Source organism: Gemella bergeri ATCC 700627 (assembly GCF_000469465.1).
In the GTDB taxonomy this organism is placed as follows: Bacteria; Bacillota; Bacilli; order Staphylococcales; family Gemellaceae; genus Gemella; species Gemella bergeri.
In genome coordinates, this window is sequence record NZ_KI271864.1 from 1 (window position 1) to 17,827 (window position 17,827).

Here is a 17,827-nt window from a genome sequence, read left to right on the forward strand (position 1 = left end):
ATTGCTAAAATATTTGTAAAATAATATATACTTTTATAACATAACAATTATTATATATTATAATAGCAACTTATAAATTTCTTCTATTTTCTTTTTCCATGAGTGACGTTCTATTTCCGCTATTAAATATTCGGGTATTTTTCTTTCTTTTTTTGTTCTTTCTACCATTAAATTTAATGCTGTTACTATTCTTTCTACAAAAGCCGGCTTTTCTTCCTCTATTGCTTTATCAGTATCATAAATTGTCGGCATGGCAATATATTCTATAATATCCGAATTATTTATTTTTTCACCCAAAAATTCCATCAAACCTTCAATTTCCGTCGCAATTACTCTTAATCCGCTCCCTAAAGCTTCAACTGCTATAAGCCCTAACCCCTCAAAATAAGAGGGTAGGATAAAAATATCCTTTGTTCTCATTATTTCTCCAAGGTGTTTTTGATCCGTTGCATTATATACTTTTATATTGTCAGAATTTCCTATCAGAGTAAAAATTTTTTCTCTATCTTCTTTTTTTACGTTTCCAATCAATTCCAGTGTTACATCATTTCTCAATAATTCTAATTTTCTAAATGCTTTAATAAGTTCAAAAAAACCTTTTGATTCATCAAATTTACCGGCATAAAGTATCTCTATTTTGTCTTTTTGAGTATAATTTTCTAACGGATAAAATATTTTTTCGTTATACCCTGCACCTATATTTATTATATTTTCTTTAGGGTAATTATAGACTTTTGATATTTCAGCTATAACTCCGTTACTCAAAGCTAAAACTTTATCCAATTTACACAAATTTAAGACATACTTTTCTTTCAAATTTGGATTTTTTTCCGCTTGACGAATATCTGTATTATGACAAATTCCTATTATTTTATTATCAGCAAACACTTCACAAACAATAGAACTTAGTATCCAAAGATGGTGAGTTATAATGACATCAGGACAAAATTCTTTTTTGGCTTTCTCTAACTTTTTTCTAAATTCGGTTTGCCAACTTTCTATCATTTTATCTGTCATACTCTTATAAAGAGTATTATTATATGGCATTATATCACTCATTCCTACTATTGGAAAATTAAGATCACGCCCCTCAAATTCAATTTCATATACAGTATCCAAAATATTAAAATTATATTCCGGCGTTGTTGCATAAATCGCCGCTTGAGTAATATTGAAATTTTTTAATCCATCGATAACATTTGTAAAATACACACCACTCCCTGTTTTTGTAGGAAGTTGTGCTAATACATGTAAAACTCTCATTTTTATAGTTCCTTATTCTTTATTTATTATTATAAGCTATATTATAGCATAGAAAATAATTTTTTATACAAGATAAATAAAAAGAACCGGAATAATTTTAAATTCAACCTTACTCCAGTTCTTCGTATATTTTAATGATAACCTATCATTTAATCTGAAGGTGCTCATCCACAATCAGAAGTTATCTCTTCTGCCGGATTTTCTTCATAATCACTTTTATTATAAAAAGCATCTCTATATTTCTTTGTATTAAACGGTTCAACTAAATTTATAATAGTATAACCGGCTAATCCTAATTTTTTACATACTTCTTTATTTTGTTCAGGATTTTCGCTATAAACAAAAATTTCCGATTCTTTATCCAGTTTTTCTAAAATACCGTCTACTTCTTCAGGTAATATTTTAAATTCTTTATCATCTAATATCTCTTCTCCTAAATTGAGAAGTTGATAATTTTTGCTAACCGAAATCCGATACTTAAATTCAGATAACAACGTATTTGTATATATAGCTTTACCGTAGTCATATTGTTTAATTCCATCACCAATATGAAGTTTAGTAAAACCACGTTCTATTAATAATTTTTCTGTATTACGTGATGTAACATCGACAACACAGTACAAAATAATATCCTTATCTTTATAATCATCTAAAACATCACTGCCATTTTTAAATAATTTTATTGGTAAACTCACCGCATTAATAGCATGACCACGTGCATACTCTTTTCGCCAACGAACATCAACTACAAGTGCCTCTTCAAATGTTTTTTTCTCAACATCAGCACCCGCAACTCTTCCCGGTTTCCCTCTCAAAAGTTTTAACCAAAAAGAGTATAATTCTAGTGCAATAACTAATAAAATAATACCAATTATTAACAACACTTTCATCAACTCTTCTCCTTTCTCCATTAAATATATTCATATTCTATCATACTTTCTGTTTTTTTTATAATAAATTATACTTATAGTTAAAATTTACTTTGATTTTTCTTATAAATAAGAGTAAAATGTTTAATAGATATATTTATTTTGAAGGGAGTCCCTTGTGAAAATCAATAAAATAAATTACATAGATAATAAAAATTTTAAAACGGAATCTTCCTTACTCCTAGATGGAATTATTGTCGGATTAGTAGCCGGAGTGATTGGTGCCAGTTATCGTCTTCTTATAGGGTGGAGCGAAAAAATTGTGCATTTTACGGCTGAATTTATTAAAACCGGTTTTGTTTTTAAACTTCTCTTGTTAAGTACTTTAATTTTACTCGCCCTTTTTTCTGGTTTTTTATTAAAACGTGAGCCTATGGCTAGTGGTAGTGGTATACCACAAGTTTCCGCAGAAATAACGGGTAGACTTAACTCAAATCCTCTTAAAGTTTTAATATATAAAATCACCGGTGGTTTTGTTGCTAGTTTAGGTGGATTATCTTTAGGTCGTGAAGGTCCGTCTATTCAACTTGGGGCAATGAGCGGTAAATTAGTTTCAAGATTTTTGAAAAAAAATAATATTAAAGAAAAGTATCTTATCACCTGTGGTGCAAGTGCAGGGCTTTCTATAGCTTTTGGTGCACCGCTTGCCGGGGTACTGTTTTCTATTGAAGAAGTTCATAAGCATATAACTAAAAAAATTATTATTTGTTGTTTTAGTGCTGCTGTTGTAGCTAATATTGTCGGACAGTATATTTTCGGTTTAACGGCAATATTCAAATTTCCCGATATTTCTTACGTTGAGGTTAGTATTTATCCTTGGGTTGCTTTACTCGGTATTTTATTGGGAATTTTCGGAACGTTTTACAATACTGTCATAAAAATTTTATTTAAACTGTATGAACGATTAAATCTAAGTATAATATTTAGGCCACAAATCGCTTTTTTAGTATCTTTTATGCTATTTATTTTTTATCCGATAGTTCTTGGGAGCGGTCACAGTTTGGTAGAATTTTTAATAGAAAATAAATTTAGTATAATGTTTTTATTAATTTTATACTTTATAAAAACATTGTTCTCCTTGATTTCATTTACATCCGGTGTTGCCGGCGGTATATTTTTACCCATTCTTATTCAAGGTGCAATTCTCGGAACTCTTTTTGGTAATTTTTTTGATGAAAAATATGCGGCATTGTTTATTATTCTTTCAATGTCCGGCTACTTGACTGCAATCGTTAGAAGCCCTATTACTTCAATTATTCTTTTGTTTGAAATGACTCAAAAATTAAATTACTTTCTTCCTATCGCCCTTTGTTGCTTATTTGCATACTTTACAGCAAACATTCTTGGAACAAAACCGATTTACGAGTATTTGCTTGACAGAATTCTTACAACAAATGATATAAAAGATATAGAAAAAGAAATGGAAGTAGAAATCATTACTACAATAACCAGTGATAGCAATCTGATTAATAAAAAAATCAGCGAAATACCGTGGACTAAAAATATTCTTATTTCAAATATAGAACGAAATGGCAAAGAAATTATTCCAAAAGGTGATACTATTCTCCTTTCCGGAGATAAACTTTCTGTTCTTATGTCAAAAGATGTTGTAAATAACTTTATAAAAAAATTTGATAACTAACTAAAAACAAACCTTGAAGATATGCTTTATCTCCAAGGTTTTACCACTTTTTATTCGTACCACCGTTAACCGATTTTATAATATATCAAAATGTTTCAACGCATTAGTTATACCGTCGTTGTCAACACTGGTTGTAATAAAATCTGCAACTTCTTTTACATCATCACGACCATTTTCCATCGCAACACCTATACCGGCATGTTTTATCATATCAATATCATTTCCACCATCACCAAAAGACATGGTTTCTTCTAATTTTATTCCAAAATAATTTATAATAGCATCTATTCCTATATTTTTTCCCCCGTTTTTAGGAATAACATCGGTAAAATGAGTTGTCCAACGAGCTGATTTTGAATTTGGCATATATTTTAAAAGTTCCTCTTCTTCATCTTCTCCAACAAAAACATTAAGTTGATAAATTTTTTCTTTTAGAGCATTTTCATAAGCATACTCATCTATTACAAAACGGGTTGAATCTCCTAATTCTTTTTCAAGCCACTGCACCCTTTCGTTTTTTAAATTTATGAATGCTCCCTCTAATAAAGTAAAATCACAAGCTATATTATTTTCTTTTAAATATGGTAAAACATTTTTTATATCTTCTTTTGACAACATATTATTATTTAACACCTCTCCATTATTTAAAAAACAATATTGTCCATTAATAGTAATATAACCGTCAAATTCAAAATCTAATAATTCATCTAAAAACTTTATATGAAAGGGTGCTCTCCCTGTTGCAATAAAAATTTTTATACCTTGTTCTTTTAATTTTTTTAATGTATTTTTAGTGTTTTCCGGAATAGTTTTTGTTTTAAAACTTCTTATTGTTCCATCTATATCAAAAAATATCGCTTTTATTTCAGTCATTAGTTTTTTCTCCATAATCATTAAAATTAACAGTATTTTTTTAAGTTTTTAAAATTATAACCTAATTAAATTTCACCTGCTATTTTTGTCACATCCGCAATAACAATTTATTATGCAGTATCTTATCTAAACATAATCTTAATTATATACCATTGTCCCAAATAAATAAAGAAATAATTTAGTTATAACTTTTCGTAATTATTGTATATATTATTTTACAAAATACAATACATTATAGATTAATATTTTATCTTTAGAATTGTTTCCTAATTTATCCAAAATTTAAACAGTTATTACTTAATTAATAACTAAAATTGTACTAGTTTTGTATTTTTTTTTAGAATAACAGTTTTATAAACTTAGTTATATTAAATTTACTAATATGAACAATGTTTTTCGTTTTAAGAATACAAAATTCTTGAAAACATTTTCCGAAAATGATATAGTTTTTTTGGAGGTAAATTATGATAGTTCAATTAAAAAGTGTATCAAAAGAATACAAAAATGCTAATTTTAAGTTAAATAACATTTCCTTTGATGTTAATAAAAAAGAAGTCATCGGCATTATAGGGCGTAATGGTACCGGAAAAAGCACTATTTTAAAAATGATTAATGGGATAGTTCCTTATGACAGCGGAGAAATTTTATACAAAAATATATCAATTAATTCACTGGATAAGGCTTTATTACGTAAAATGAGAAAAAATTTGGCTTATATCTTTCAACACTCAAATCTTATTGATAATAAAACCGTTTATTACCATTTAAGTTTAATTTATAAACTGAATAAAAGTCCTATTGATAAAAATAAAATAAATAATATTCTTGAGTTTATGAATATTAGTCATCTTAAAAACAGTCTTTGTGGACGCCTTAGCGGTGGTGAACAACAAAAAGTTGCAATAGCAATGGCACTTCTTCAAGAACCGGAAATATTACTCTGTGATGAAATTAGCTCTGCATTGGATGCAAATAGTGAAAAAGAAATTTTCTCTCTTCTTAACAAATTAAGGAAAACTACGGATATTTCTATCATAATGATTTCTCATAGTTTATCCCTTCTTAAAAACTTCTGTGATAAAATTATTATTATTGATAACTCAACTATTGGAGATATTATTACTCCTAACAAAAAAGAACACGATGACTATGATAATAATTACTATAATTACGTAAAGGAGTTTTTATTAAATGATTAACTTATTTAAAACAAACTACGATGGGATATCAAAAGCATTTTGGGAAACTAATTATATGATGGCAGTTTCTATGATTACAATTTTAATTATTTCATTACCGTTAGGTATTATTCTATTTGCACTTAGCAAAGATTATCTATTAAAAAATAGAGTAATTTATGAAATCGTCAGTATTTTACTTAACGCTCTTCGCAGTGTTCCATTTTTAATATTTATATTTATTTTAATACCTGTTAACAGATTTTTATTCAAAACATCATTCGGTAATATTGCAGCTATACTCCCGCTCACTCTTATAGGGATTAGTGTTTATACAAGGTTTGTTGAGCAGGCATTGATTAATGTTCCGAAAAAAATTATTGATAGAGCTATTAGTATGGGTGCTACCAGAATGCAAATTATCAGATACTTTTTATTACCCTCAACAATAGATAATTTAATTTTATCTTTTACATACACTACTATTAGTTTACTTGCATATACTACCGTTATGGGAGTTATTGGTGCCGGAGGTTTAGGTGAATATGCTTTTAGATACGGTTACCAAGAGTATAATTATAATCTTATGTATCTGATTGTTATTATATTCATTATTTATGTATTCATTATTCAATCAATAGGCTATAGCTTGGCAAAACTTTTTACGAATAAAAAAGAAAAATAAAACATTATCGTCAATACTTTAAAATCCACACCGATTTTAATTATAATTTCGATAAAATAAAAAACATTCTAGCTTTTCAATAATTATACTTAATATATAATAAATTGATTTTTGTAATTTCCTCTAATATTAACAAAACATACAATTATACATATAATACTTTAAATTAAGGAGATATTTTAATGAAAAAATTACTATCATTTACTGTTAGTTTACTGGCATTAGTATTAATCTTAACAGCTTGTTCAACAAAAAATGACAGCCATAACAAAAAAGAAAAAACTACTATCAAAGTAGCTTCTCATACCTCTCCGATGACGGATATGTTAGAGATGATTAAAGAAGATCTTCAAAAAGAAGGTTATAATCTTGAAATTGTTAAAGTATCTGATAATGTTCAAGCTAATATAGCATTAAATAATAAAGAAGTAGATGCTAACTTTTTCCAACATAAACCATTTATGGAACAGTTCAATCAAAAAAACAACGCTCATCTGGTAGCAGTTCAACCAATTTATAATGCAACTGTATCTTTTTATTCAAAAAATATCAAAGATATTAAAGATTTAAAAAATGGCGCTGATATTGCTATCCCATCTGACCCTACTAATTTAGCACGTGCTTTGCGTTTATTAGCACATGCAAAAGTAATTACTCTTAATAATCCCGATAGTTTCACTGTGACGGAAAATGATATTAAAGATAATCCTAAAAATCTCAAATTTACTAAAGTAAGTTTATTAAACTTAAACGAAGCATACAATGAAAAAGATTTAGTGTTTAACTATCCAACATATATTTCTAAATTAGGATTAACTCCAGATAAAAATGGTCTTATTCTTGAAAAAGATGGGGATTTAACATTTGCGATTTCTATCGTTGCACGTGAAGACAATAAAGATGATAAAAAAATAACCGCTCTTAAAAAGGCACTTGCAAGTGAAAAAATAAAGGATTATATCAATAAAGAGCTTAAACCGAAAGGGCATGCCACACCGGCATTTTAATATATTTTATAATAAAATTATACAAAATATAAGAAGATTAACTTAATAAAGAAGTGTCTCAAAAATCATGATTTTATTAAAACGATTTTATTGAGCTGCTTCGTACGGTTCATTAGATTTAGAGAAAGCTTTTTAAAGTATATTCCCAAATCATGAGCATTGTCTGTAACTACCAATAAGTTTTTTTACTAGTTTGCAGCATAGCGTAGTCAACGCTATGCTGCAAACCTCTTTATTGTTTAATTATCAAATCGTCCTATTTTAACAAATTCACTAAATATTTGCTCCATTAGTTCCCCTTTCTCGTGAGTATAATATTGTGATTTCTTTTAGAAATTTTTTATGTTTTTCTTTTAACTCTCCGACTTTCATACGCCACTGCCAATTTCCGCCGACTGTTGACGGTACATTCATACGACTATCCGTTCCTTTATCCAATAAGTCTTGCATTGTTATAATTGACAGGTTACTTGCAGATGAGTGAATACCACGTATCATTGCTTGTGTTATAGATTCATCTGCTCGTCTATCTAAATAGGTATTAACAAACATCTTCCCTTGATCATCAAGTTCATTATACCAGCCATTCACAACATCATTATCATGCGTTCCCGTATATGCAACACTGTTTTGCGTATAATGATGCGGTAAATAAAGATTATCTCCTCCGCCAAATGCAAATTGAAGTATCTTCATACCGGGATATCCCAAATCCAACAACAATTTTTCAGCCTTTGAATCTATAAATCCTAAATTTTCCGCAATAATAGGTAGAACCCCTAGTTGTTTTTTTATCGCTTCAAACAACCCGATACCGGGACCTTCTTCCCACGTGCCTACTTTAGCTGTAATTGCTGCTTTATCAACCTGCCAATAATCAGAAAACCCTTTAAAATGGTCTATTCTTAATACATCATACAATTTAAAACTTTCCTTAATACGATACACCCACCATCTAAAATTCTGCTCTTTATGTTTTTCCCAGTTATAGACCGGATTTCCCCATAACTGCCCTTCCGAACTGAAATCATCCGCTGGGCAACCCGCTACATAAAGCGGATCATTATTATTATCTACTTTAAACAGCTCAGGCTTTGTCCACATTTCAACACTATCAGCGGACACATAAATCGGCATATCCCCTATAATTTTAATACCTTTTTTATTAGCATATCCTTTTAATTCAAACCATTGTTTAAAGAAAAAATATTGTGTTACTGTATAATATTCTATTATATCAGCCAGTCGCAGACGATATTGCTCACGCACATAAGGTTTTGCCATTTTTATATCATTTTCCCAATAAATAAATGATTGATATCCAAAATGTTCTTTTATCGCCATATATTCAGCGTAATCAGCTAACCAACTTTTATTATTATTTTTGAATAATTCTATTTCATCTGCATATTTAATATTTTCTAACGCGTTTATCACCGCTTTTTCCAATATCGGTCTTCTTTTTTCATAAAGTAACGCATAATCTACTACTGCTAAATCATTACCAAAATTAACAGTAAAATAATCTTCTCTTGCTAATAATCCGTCTTTTTCCAGTAAATCAAAATCAATCAAATTCGTATTTCCGGCTATTGCAGAAAATGATTGGTAAGGAGAATCTCCATAGCTTGTTGTTGTTAATGGCAATATTTGCCAATACGTTTGCTCTGTTTCTTCTAAAAAGTCGACAAAATCATATGCACTTTGTCCAAAAGTCCCAATCCCTAATTTATTGGGCAATGATGTAATATGCATAAGCACACCGCTCGAACGATTTTTCATGACATTTCCTCCTAAAGTATTTTCTTAAGTAAAAAACAAAACAATCAAGAGAAATTCTCCGTAGTTTTGTTTTTTTATTTATAGTATTATTTTAAATTCACTTGTTTTTTAAAACTTTTCTGTATTAAAGCTATCATTTCGTCTACTCCGGTTTGAACTAAATGAACTTTATCAGGTTCAAAATATTCGGGGTGTTGAATTGCCACAGAATACCAATCTATTACTGTAACATTAGAATGTTTTTCTTTTATACTGTTTAATTCCGTATTTACAGTTTTCTCCCAAGCACGTGGTACTCTTACATTAACAAAGTAAATATCCGATTTATCAAATTTTTTGATTAAAGTTTCTAATTGACTTTCAGTAAACGGACCATTTGTTCCAAGTTGAAATACTATAGCTGTATCTTCACTATTATATTTTGCATAACTGTTTGCGACAGTGGCAGCTTCAGTTAATTGTCTACTTATCTTCCCGTTAATTAAAACTCCCGGATATTTCTCTTTCATTTTTTGACCGATGTCAACGGTAAGAGAATCTCCTAAAACGATAAGCGTTGTATATTCTCCTTGTTCTTTTTCTTGCTTTTCTTCTTGTTTTTCATTATTACCTTGCTGATTGTTACCCGTACTGTTTTCATTATTTTCCACAAATTGACTTTCTCCCGTGTTGGTCATCTCCTTTACAAATGCTGTCGAGACGAACGGAACACCCTTGCCAAATAATCCCATTATAAAAATCAGCGCCGCTAAACTTCCCATCGTTATTATTATTTTGCGTGTTTTTAATTTTAAGTTTGTAATCCTTTTGAATAAGAGATTTATAAAGTTAACAAAACCTAATTTTCTTATTGGCGTTTCTATTAATATATAACTTGCTGTCGCTACAATAAATGTTAAAACAATTCTTAATATAACATAAAATATCTTAGGACTTCCTATTTCTGAAACCGGTGTTGTCAATACTAAAATCGGAAAATGCCATAAATATAAACTATAAGAAATCTTTCCAATAAAAACAATTGGTTTAAACGACAATATCTTCGACATAAAAGTATGTTGACGTCCGGTAGAAATTATAACTACTAAACAAAGTACAGCGACTAATAAAAATCCGCCACGATATAACCATATATTATATTCAGAAGTGTATAACATTACTACTATAAGCGATATAATAGAAATTAATGAAATCAAGCTATACAATCTATTTTCTTTTAAAGTTACTTTTTCACTTAACTTTTCCATTGGATATAATATTGCCCCCATTACCCCAACTAAAAGTGAAAAAGCACGAGTATCCGTTCCAAAGTAAATTCGGCTAACATTATTAATATCAAATAATAATATATGGACAATTAACGATATACTGATTAAACCTAAAACAATGTATTTAAAGTTTTTATTTATTTTATAATTGTTATCATTATTTTTTTTCTTGCGATTAAATATTAAAAATATTAACGGGAAAAACATATAAAACTGTTCTTCAATAGCAAGTGACCAAAGGTGTTTGAATGGACTTTGCGAACCGAAAGAATCAAAATAATTTAACTTGTGGAAAATATACCACCAATTACTAGTATAAATGTATCCAAACACTGCATCTAAATGACTTTTATTTAATAAAACTCCATTAAATAAAGTGATAATTATCAACACTACAGTTATCATAAAATAAACTGCCGGCAGTAATCTTCTCGCACGACGAATATAAAAATTATACAAATTTAACGTTCCTGTTTTTTTATACTCTTTTATAATTAATGAACTAATCAAATAACCGGAAAGGACGAAAAATAAATCCACTCCTAAAAAACCACCTGGCAAATAGTTAACATCAATATGATAAATAATTACCGCAAGCACTGCAATTGCTCTTAAACTATCTATACTTGGCAAATATTTATGTTTATTCATTGGCTACACATTCCCTCCTAATCGTTAAACATCGCCAAGGATACTCGTCCACGTTTTGCATCTATTTCTATTACGAAAACATCTACTATTTGCCCAACGTGAAGGATATCTAACGGATTTTTTATATAACTTTTACTTATTTTTGAAATATGAATTAAAGCATCTTGTTTTAAACCTACATCGACAAAAGCTCCAAATTGAGTAATATTTCTAATTGTACCTGCCAATTTAACACCAACTTTTAAATCTTCTATTGTTAATATATCTGATTTTAAAAGTGGTTTATCAAATAATTCTCTTTCATCACGTGCTGGTCGTTTCAGATCCTGTATTATATCTTTTAAAGTTTCCACTCCTGCATTTAGTTTTTCAGCAAGAATTTCTATATTAATATTACCTGCTTTTTCTTTAAATTCTTTAGTCCCTATTTCATCAGTTTTAACACCCAACTCTTCTAGTAAATTCTCTGCTATTTTGTAACTTTCCGGGTGAATTCCTGTTCTATCAAAAACATTATTACCGTCCGGTATTCTGAAAAATCCAACACATTGTTCAAAAGTTTTTTTCCCAAGACGTGGTACTTTAGAAATTTCTTTTATTGTTTCTATTTTACCATTTTCCTTACGATATTCAACTATATTTTTCGCAATTTGTTTATTTATTCCCGAAACATAAGACAACAAAGATACCGAAGCGGTGTTTACGTTAACGCCAACTTTATTTACTGCCGTTTCTACCACGAAACCTAATTCCTTTTCCAAATATTTTTGAGTAATATCATGTTGATACTGTCCTACTCCAATAGATTTCGGATCTATTTTTACAAGTTCACTTAACGGATCTTGGATACGTCTTGCAATTGATACCGCACTTCTTTCTTCAACATTAAAATTCGGAAATTCTTCACGTGCTATTTCGCTGGCTGAATAAACACTAGCTCCCGCTTCATTCACTATTACATAGTCAATTTTTAAGTTATTATTTTTTAATGTTTCCACTACGAAACTTTCTGTTTCCCTTGAAGCTGTACCGTTACCTATAGCTATTAAATTAATATTATGTTTGTTAATAAACTTAATTATATCTTTTTTTGCCTGCTCCTGTTTTTCTTTGCTTGCGGGCTTATGTGGATAAATCACCATTTTATCAATATAATTTCCATATTCATCAACAACTGCCATTTTGCAACCTGTTCTAAACGCCGGATCCACACCCAACACTTTTTTATTTTTTAAAGGAGTTTGCATAAGTAGTTGTTTTAAATTCTCTGAAAAAATTCCTACTGAATCTTCTTCAGCAATTTTTGTTAATTCACTGCGAATTTCTCTTTCGATAGATGGATATATTAATCTTTTCATGCTATCTTCTATGCAATCAAACAATAACTCACGAACAGCAGTTTCACGATTTCTTACTATTCCTTTTAAAATATATTGGCATAGGCGTTCTTTATCATTTTCAATACCAACCCTGATAATTCCTTCTTTTTCAGCTCTATTTAGTGCTAATATTCTATGAGAAGCTATCTTCGACACTCTTTCACTATAATCATAGTAATTTTTGTAGGTTGCATTTTCATCTTTCTCAGCACCGCCTTTTTTTAATGTTGAAACAACACTGCCGAATTTTTTTGTATTTTCCAATACATATTCACGATACTTCGCATTATCCGAAATATTTTCGGCAATAATATCTAAAGCATAAGAAATGGCTTCTTCTTTTGAATTTACTTCTTTTTCTACATTGATATATTTTTCTGCCTCTTTTTCTAAAATTTTATCATTTTTCGGTAATTTAATAATATACTCTGCTAACGGCTCTAAACCCTTTTCTTTTGCAATCGTTGCTTTGGTTCTCTTTTTCTCTTTAAACGGTCTATATAAATCTTCAACTCTTTGAAGTTTTTCTTGAGCTAATATATCATCTTTTAATTGAGAAGTTAACAAACCTTTCTCATCTATTAAACGAATTACCTCCTCTTTTCTTTCCTGCAAAGATTTTAAATAATTAAATTCATCTTGAATTTGTTTTATAGCTACCTCATCTAAAGAATTTGTCAATTCTTTTCTGTATCTGGCAATAAAAGCTATTGTATTTCCTTCTTCTAATAAGTTTAAAACATTAATAATATATTTATCTTTTATTCCCAACTTAATAGCTAAATTTTTCGTTATAGTTTCGTACATTTTACAACTCCATATTATTTTTTAGTATATTTTCGGCACTCTTTAATCTATGCAAAAATATATCTTAACATATTTACACCTCAACATTCGACTGAATAATAACCGTAAAAAATTATTTCTGAACATATCAAACATATTTTGGGTTTCTATCACATAATGAATAACACCAGAAAAATTTTCTAAAATTATTCAATACCAGCCTAAATTTGTCGTTGATTTTATTTATATTACAACATCTTATCTTATACTTCTTTTTCCAAAACAACAAAAGCTATTGCAGTTGTTTCGGTATGACTTATCGTAACATGCGTTACAAAATCTTTATAATTTATATATGGTTTCCCAAAATTATCCTTTAGTACCTCAACGTCATGAAATGAAAAAGTTTTAGAAATTCCGACACCAAGTGCTTTGGAAGTTGCTTCTTTTACTGCAAACCTAGATGCCAAAAATTCTAACTTTCTTCGAAAGTTTGTTATTTTAGAAAAATCTTCCAGTTCTTTTTTTGTGTATAGTTTATTTAGACGTTGTTCATTATCAATATATTTTTCAAATCTGATTATATCGACAATATCACAACCGATACCATAAATCATTATATACTCCTTAAAGAAAAATATAATCGATACTTTTGTATTACTAACTTGCTATATTCCCACAGAATTAACATTTTAATAAAAACTATACCTGTATCGATTTCTGCACTTATCTATTATAACATTTATATGACATTTATTAAAGGAAAAAAAGAGGTCACCCCTCTTTATATCCTGAATTATTTAAACTTATTTCTTAAAATGTTTTTTATATATTATTTTTATTTTACAATACATTATTATTTCATTTATCCGAACTCATCTTTTAAATCAATTAATATCTTATTAAATTCAAATCTCGTTCTCTTGCAATAGTCGTATCATCTCCATGCCCCGGATAAACGATTTTCTCCCCGTCCAATTTAAACAAAACATTACCTATAGAATTTTTTAGTGCATAGTAATCAGAACCATACAAATCATAACGTCCAAAGCCACTTCTAAACAGCGCATCACCAACGATAATAAATTTACCAAAATCAAACGATACCCCACCCGGTGAATGTCCCGGCGTTGGTAATACCGTAAAACTCATACCGGCCAACTCATATTTTTTATTTTCCTCAAACTCATATTCTGCAGGTTTTGCCACCACCGGCACTCTTAATCTAAATTGATTAGAACCGTTAAAATCCGGATTCTCCAACCAATCTTTTTCTTCTTTCGAAATATAAACAGGAACATTATAATATTTACGACATTCCTCAAGTGATACAATATGATCAAAATGTGCGTGCGTTAAAATAATTGCCTCTATTTTTACATCTAATTCTTCCACCGCCTTTTGTATTTTCTCAAATCCGGCACCGGGGTCAACAATTAAACCACGTCCATTTTTATAAATAATATAACAATTTTCAGCAACCATATCCATTACTATTTTTTTTACTTCCGCTTTAGCCATATTCCCTATTCCTTTCAATTTACATATATTAATATTGTATCTCAATATTTTCTTTATAGCAACGAAAACCTATAATTCATTTATTAATGTTCATTCTTAATACTGTGCATCTTAGTTTAATTACATAAAAAAACGACTTCATTGCGAAGCCGTCTAAATACTAATCTCTACTATTTAATAGAATAAAGATAAATCTTAACATTTCCATCAGCGCAACAACTGCCGCTGCTACATAAGTTAAAGCTGCTGCTGTCAATACCTTACGGCAATGTCTGTGTTCTTGGTCATCAACTATATTTAGATCTACTACCTGTTCTAAGGCTCGTTTAGATGCATCAAATTCAACCGGCAGTGTTACTACTTGGAACAACACCGCAAACATCATAAACCCTACACCTATCCATGCAATAGTGTACCCAAACTGGCCTATTAACCCTGTTAGTAAAAATCCAACAAGAATTAGGATCGCCGATAAATTTCCTCCTAAATTTGCTAATGGAACTAAGCTGTGGCGCCATCTCATAGGTTTATAATCTGCGACCTTATCTTGAATAACATGGCCTACTTCATGTGCTGCTATAGCGACAGATGCAACCGTCGGTTGTGCATAAACTATCGGCGATAACACAACAATATTCTTTGTTGGATCATAATGATCTGACAATTCAGCTTCTCCACGTACCACTTCAACATCAGTGATACCGTTAGCCTGCATAATAATTTCCGCAACATCTTTGCCTGTTAATCCTGATTTTGTTCTTACTTTTTTATATCTATTATACGTACTGGTTACCTTATATTGTGCCCATAAAGGAATAAGCATAATCAGTAAGAAGTATAGTATGTAAGTCCCCGACATCCCATAATATCCAATTGACATATTAGATTCCTCCTAATCTATACTCTAGTTGTAACTTAACGCTCAACTACTATAAGTTGTATAAAAAGCATTATATCAAGTCCTGCACCTTTAGTCAAGAAAAATCAATTAATTTATAATAAAATTTAAAATAATAAAGATTATAATTCTCAGTTATAACAATATTTATTATTTACAATATTTTTCACGTAATATTTCAGCAGCTTTTACCATATTACGTAATTTTTCTTCAATAATCGGATAAGGATTAAGTGGTCGTTTAGAAAATGTAGCAAAACCACAATCAGGATTAAGCCAAATATTCTCCGGCGGCAAATATTGTAATACTTTTTCAACCGCACTAACAATTTCTTCCGGTGTTTCTACACGTTCATTACGTGGATTAATACAACCATACCCAAGAATAATTTTTGTATCTAAAAAATTATTAGCAAACAATTTTTCTACTTCTCCGGCACGAGGGGTAGAAAACTCTAAAGCTAACATATCAACATTCAACGAATCAAAAAACTTACCTAATTTATCATACGCACCTTCTAATAGGACACTCTCATCACACGTCCAGTTACCGCGACAAACGTGTATAGCACTTAATACATCATGTTTTTTTATTTCGTTTAATACTTCTTGTATTAATTCACGAGCAAAATTTAATTCTTTGTCAACCTTGACTTTCGCTGATAACGCCCCTCAATAAAATGACTGCTCTCCTTTATCTCTTGTGAACACCACTTCTGATAATATAGGTTCATCAATTTGGATAATTTTAACACCCTTGCTTACTAATCTGCGAACTTCATTTATAAGTAATTTTACTACATCTTTCCCTAATTCTTTACGACTAGAATAAGCTCTGCTTGAAACTTTTTTGATCCACATTGAACGAGTTAACAAATATGGACTCGGTATTGTCATTTTGAACATTTTATCTGTCATTCGTTCCAAACGTTCCAATTCTTCTGAATTAAGTGAAACATCCGTATCTATTTTATCAAAACAAACAGGACTGCACATTGTATTGTCCGCCGCATCCATTTCTTCCAAACTCTTGTCAAACTCTCCAACATTGGCGGCTAATTCACGCAATTCTTCCATAGTGAGCAATGCAACACCATCTACTTTCTCCGCAATGTAACTCATATAATTATCACGATTTAACTCTCCACTGACTACAACATCGATTCCGGCAGCAATTTGCATTTTAATTACCTGCTCCGTTTCCTTTTCAAGTTGTTCTTTATACGCTTCATTATACTTTGTCGTTAATAATGTTTGTTCTTTCAACGCCAATAGTTTTTTTGAACGTGGTAAACTCCCTATCAGCGTTGTGGTAAACGGTTTAAATTGTTTCATACTTTAATCTCCTTAATAAATAATAAAAAAGAGGTAAATTATAAGGAAAAACGATGACTTAATCATTTTAAATTATAAAAACTCGTCAACCGGTATTTTTCACTTATTATTTACCCCAATACTTCATATTTTATTATGGCTCAATAACTAACTCACTATGTGAAATAATATCAACTACTTCACTCATAGTAGTAGTTCCCCCAACTTCAACAAAGTCTTCTAGGTCATAATAATCTACACAAATACCACATGATAATATTTTAACACCTTTTTGTGCTAATTCAGTCAAATCCTCTAAAGAATCTGATCCTTTAGTTGCCAGTTTTACACCCTCACCATAAAATATAATGTGTTGTGGTAAGTGTTCTTTTTGATTTAATGTATGAATAAATCCTTTCATTAAATTATCAACAAGAACCTGTTCACCTTGTCCCATACCTGTTGATTTTATTACTACATCATATGTATTAGCCATAACTAGCTCCTCCTTTTATATATAATTTTATTAAAATAATTTATATTTTTTTATATAACTATTACAATACAAGTATAACATTGTTTTAAAGACAATGTCAATTATTAACCGAAATCTATTATTTTATTATAGTTTAAAATATATTATTTATAAAA

General features: G+C 29.6%; 15 protein-coding genes. 4 read left to right on the forward strand and 11 right to left on the reverse strand.

Annotated elements, in window-relative coordinates:
- Positions 1-57 precede the first annotated feature (57 nt).
- Positions 58-1,263 carry a glycosyltransferase family 4 protein gene (locus HMPREF1983_RS06045; protein WP_021753417.1) on the reverse strand — a complete coding sequence of 402 codons (1,206 nt, stop codon included), beginning with the start codon at positions 1,261-1,263 and terminating at the stop codon, positions 58-60.
- A 164-nt stretch (positions 1,264-1,427) separates the two neighbouring features.
- The gene (locus tag HMPREF1983_RS06050) at positions 1,428-2,153 is read right to left on the reverse strand and encodes a rhodanese-like domain-containing protein (RefSeq protein ID WP_040461178.1); all 726 of its coding nucleotides are present in this window, start codon (positions 2,151-2,153) and stop codon (positions 1,428-1,430) included.
- 157 nt (positions 2,154-2,310) lie between these two features.
- Here HMPREF1983_RS06050 and HMPREF1983_RS06055 point away from each other — a divergent pair, with 157 nt between their 5' ends.
- Positions 2,311-3,834 carry a ClC family H(+)/Cl(-) exchange transporter gene (locus HMPREF1983_RS06055; protein WP_021753419.1) on the forward strand — a complete coding sequence of 508 codons (1,524 nt, stop codon included), beginning with the start codon at positions 2,311-2,313 and terminating at the stop codon, positions 3,832-3,834.
- 75 nt (positions 3,835-3,909) lie between these two features.
- Here the strand turns inward: HMPREF1983_RS06055 and HMPREF1983_RS06060 are convergent, their stop codons facing one another.
- Entirely contained in the window at positions 3,910-4,707 is a 798-nt protein-coding gene (locus HMPREF1983_RS06060; protein WP_040461181.1) for a Cof-type HAD-IIB family hydrolase, read from the reverse strand.
- Positions 4,708-5,171: 464 nt separating this feature from the next.
- Between HMPREF1983_RS06060 and HMPREF1983_RS06065 the strand changes: the two genes are divergently transcribed.
- The 3 genes from HMPREF1983_RS06065 (at position 5,172) to HMPREF1983_RS06075 (ending at position 7,577) form a co-directional block, all read left to right on the forward strand.
- Positions 5,172-5,906: an ATP-binding cassette domain-containing protein gene (locus HMPREF1983_RS06065; protein WP_021753421.1), complete on the forward strand. Its 735-nt coding sequence runs from the start codon at positions 5,172-5,174 to the stop codon at positions 5,904-5,906.
- On the forward strand, positions 5,899-6,570 hold the full coding sequence (locus tag HMPREF1983_RS06070; RefSeq protein WP_021753422.1) for a methionine ABC transporter permease: 672 nt from the start codon (positions 5,899-5,901) through the stop codon (positions 6,568-6,570). Before HMPREF1983_RS06065 ends, HMPREF1983_RS06070 begins: the two co-directional genes overlap by 8 nt.
- Before the next feature lie 182 nt (positions 6,571-6,752).
- The gene (locus HMPREF1983_RS06075; RefSeq protein WP_021753423.1) at positions 6,753-7,577 is read left to right on the forward strand and encodes a MetQ/NlpA family ABC transporter substrate-binding protein; all 825 of its coding nucleotides are present in this window, start codon (positions 6,753-6,755) and stop codon (positions 7,575-7,577) included.
- 273 nt (positions 7,578-7,850) lie between these two features.
- Here HMPREF1983_RS06075 and malQ read toward each other — a convergent pair whose 3' ends face one another.
- From malQ to yedF, 8 genes are all read right to left on the reverse strand, one after another.
- A complete protein-coding gene (gene malQ, locus HMPREF1983_RS06080; protein WP_021753424.1) occupies positions 7,851-9,359 on the reverse strand; it encodes a 4-alpha-glucanotransferase in 1,509 nt (502 codons plus the stop codon).
- Between the two features lie 86 nt (positions 9,360-9,445).
- The gene (locus tag HMPREF1983_RS06085; protein ID WP_021753425.1) at positions 9,446-11,278 is read right to left on the reverse strand and encodes an acyltransferase family protein; all 1,833 of its coding nucleotides are present in this window, start codon (positions 11,276-11,278) and stop codon (positions 9,446-9,448) included.
- Positions 11,279-11,295: 17 nt separating this feature from the next.
- Positions 11,296-13,464, reverse strand: coding sequence for a Tex family protein (locus HMPREF1983_RS06090; protein ID WP_021753426.1), 2,169 nt, complete (start codon positions 13,462-13,464; stop codon positions 11,296-11,298).
- A 242-nt stretch (positions 13,465-13,706) separates the two neighbouring features.
- Complete coding sequence (gene acpS, locus HMPREF1983_RS06095; RefSeq protein ID WP_021753427.1) at positions 13,707-14,060, reverse strand: holo-ACP synthase; 354 nt, start codon at positions 14,058-14,060, stop codon at positions 13,707-13,709.
- A gap of 274 nt (positions 14,061-14,334) precedes the next feature.
- A complete protein-coding gene (locus HMPREF1983_RS06100; RefSeq protein WP_021753428.1) occupies positions 14,335-14,964 on the reverse strand; it encodes an MBL fold metallo-hydrolase in 630 nt (209 codons plus the stop codon).
- 160 nt (positions 14,965-15,124) lie between these two features.
- On the reverse strand, positions 15,125-15,823 hold the full coding sequence (locus HMPREF1983_RS06105) for a zinc metallopeptidase (protein WP_040461188.1): 699 nt from the start codon (positions 15,821-15,823) through the stop codon (positions 15,125-15,127).
- A 189-nt stretch (positions 15,824-16,012) separates the two neighbouring features.
- Positions 16,013-17,197 (reverse strand): cobalamin-independent methionine synthase II family protein, encoded by a 1,185-nt coding sequence (locus HMPREF1983_RS08000; RefSeq protein ID WP_281170872.1) that lies wholly within the window; start codon positions 17,195-17,197, stop codon positions 16,013-16,015.
- 133 nt (positions 17,198-17,330) lie between these two features.
- A complete protein-coding gene (gene yedF, locus HMPREF1983_RS06120) occupies positions 17,331-17,672 on the reverse strand; it encodes a sulfurtransferase-like selenium metabolism protein YedF (protein ID WP_021753432.1) in 342 nt (113 codons plus the stop codon).
- Between the last annotated feature and the right edge of the window lie 155 nt (positions 17,673-17,827).

What these genes read in the sequence shown, in the direction of transcription:
- HMPREF1983_RS06060 (WP_040461181.1), bottom strand. Translation starts at nt 4,707, where the DNA reads ATGACTGAAATAAAAGCGATATTTTTTGATATAGATGGAACAATAAGA.
- acpS (WP_021753427.1), bottom strand. Translation starts at nt 14,060, where the DNA reads ATGATTTATGGTATCGGTTGTGATATTGTCGATATAATCAGATTTGAA.
- HMPREF1983_RS06065 (WP_021753421.1), top strand. Translation starts at nt 5,172, where the DNA reads ATGATAGTTCAATTAAAAAGTGTATCAAAAGAATACAAAAATGCTAAT.
- HMPREF1983_RS06100 (WP_021753428.1), bottom strand. Translation starts at nt 14,964, where the DNA reads ATGGCTAAAGCGGAAGTAAAAAAAATAGTAATGGATATGGTTGCTGAA.
- HMPREF1983_RS06070 (WP_021753422.1), top strand. Translation starts at nt 5,899, where the DNA reads ATGATTAACTTATTTAAAACAAACTACGATGGGATATCAAAAGCATTT.
- HMPREF1983_RS06090 (WP_021753426.1), bottom strand. Translation starts at nt 13,464, where the DNA reads ATGTACGAAACTATAACGAAAAATTTAGCTATTAAGTTGGGAATAAAA.
- HMPREF1983_RS06050 (WP_040461178.1), bottom strand. Translation starts at nt 2,153, where the DNA reads ATGAAAGTGTTGTTAATAATTGGTATTATTTTATTAGTTATTGCACTA.
- HMPREF1983_RS06045 (WP_021753417.1), bottom strand. Translation starts at nt 1,263, where the DNA reads ATGAGAGTTTTACATGTATTAGCACAACTTCCTACAAAAACAGGGAGT.
- HMPREF1983_RS06105 (WP_040461188.1), bottom strand. Translation starts at nt 15,823, where the DNA reads ATGTCGGGGACTTACATACTATACTTCTTACTGATTATGCTTATTCCT.
- HMPREF1983_RS06075 (WP_021753423.1), top strand. Translation starts at nt 6,753, where the DNA reads ATGAAAAAATTACTATCATTTACTGTTAGTTTACTGGCATTAGTATTA.
- malQ (WP_021753424.1), bottom strand. Translation starts at nt 9,359, where the DNA reads ATGAAAAATCGTTCGAGCGGTGTGCTTATGCATATTACATCATTGCCC.
- yedF (WP_021753432.1), bottom strand. Translation starts at nt 17,672, where the DNA reads ATGGCTAATACATATGATGTAGTAATAAAATCAACAGGTATGGGACAA.
- HMPREF1983_RS06085 (WP_021753425.1), bottom strand. Translation starts at nt 11,278, where the DNA reads ATGAATAAACATAAATATTTGCCAAGTATAGATAGTTTAAGAGCAATT.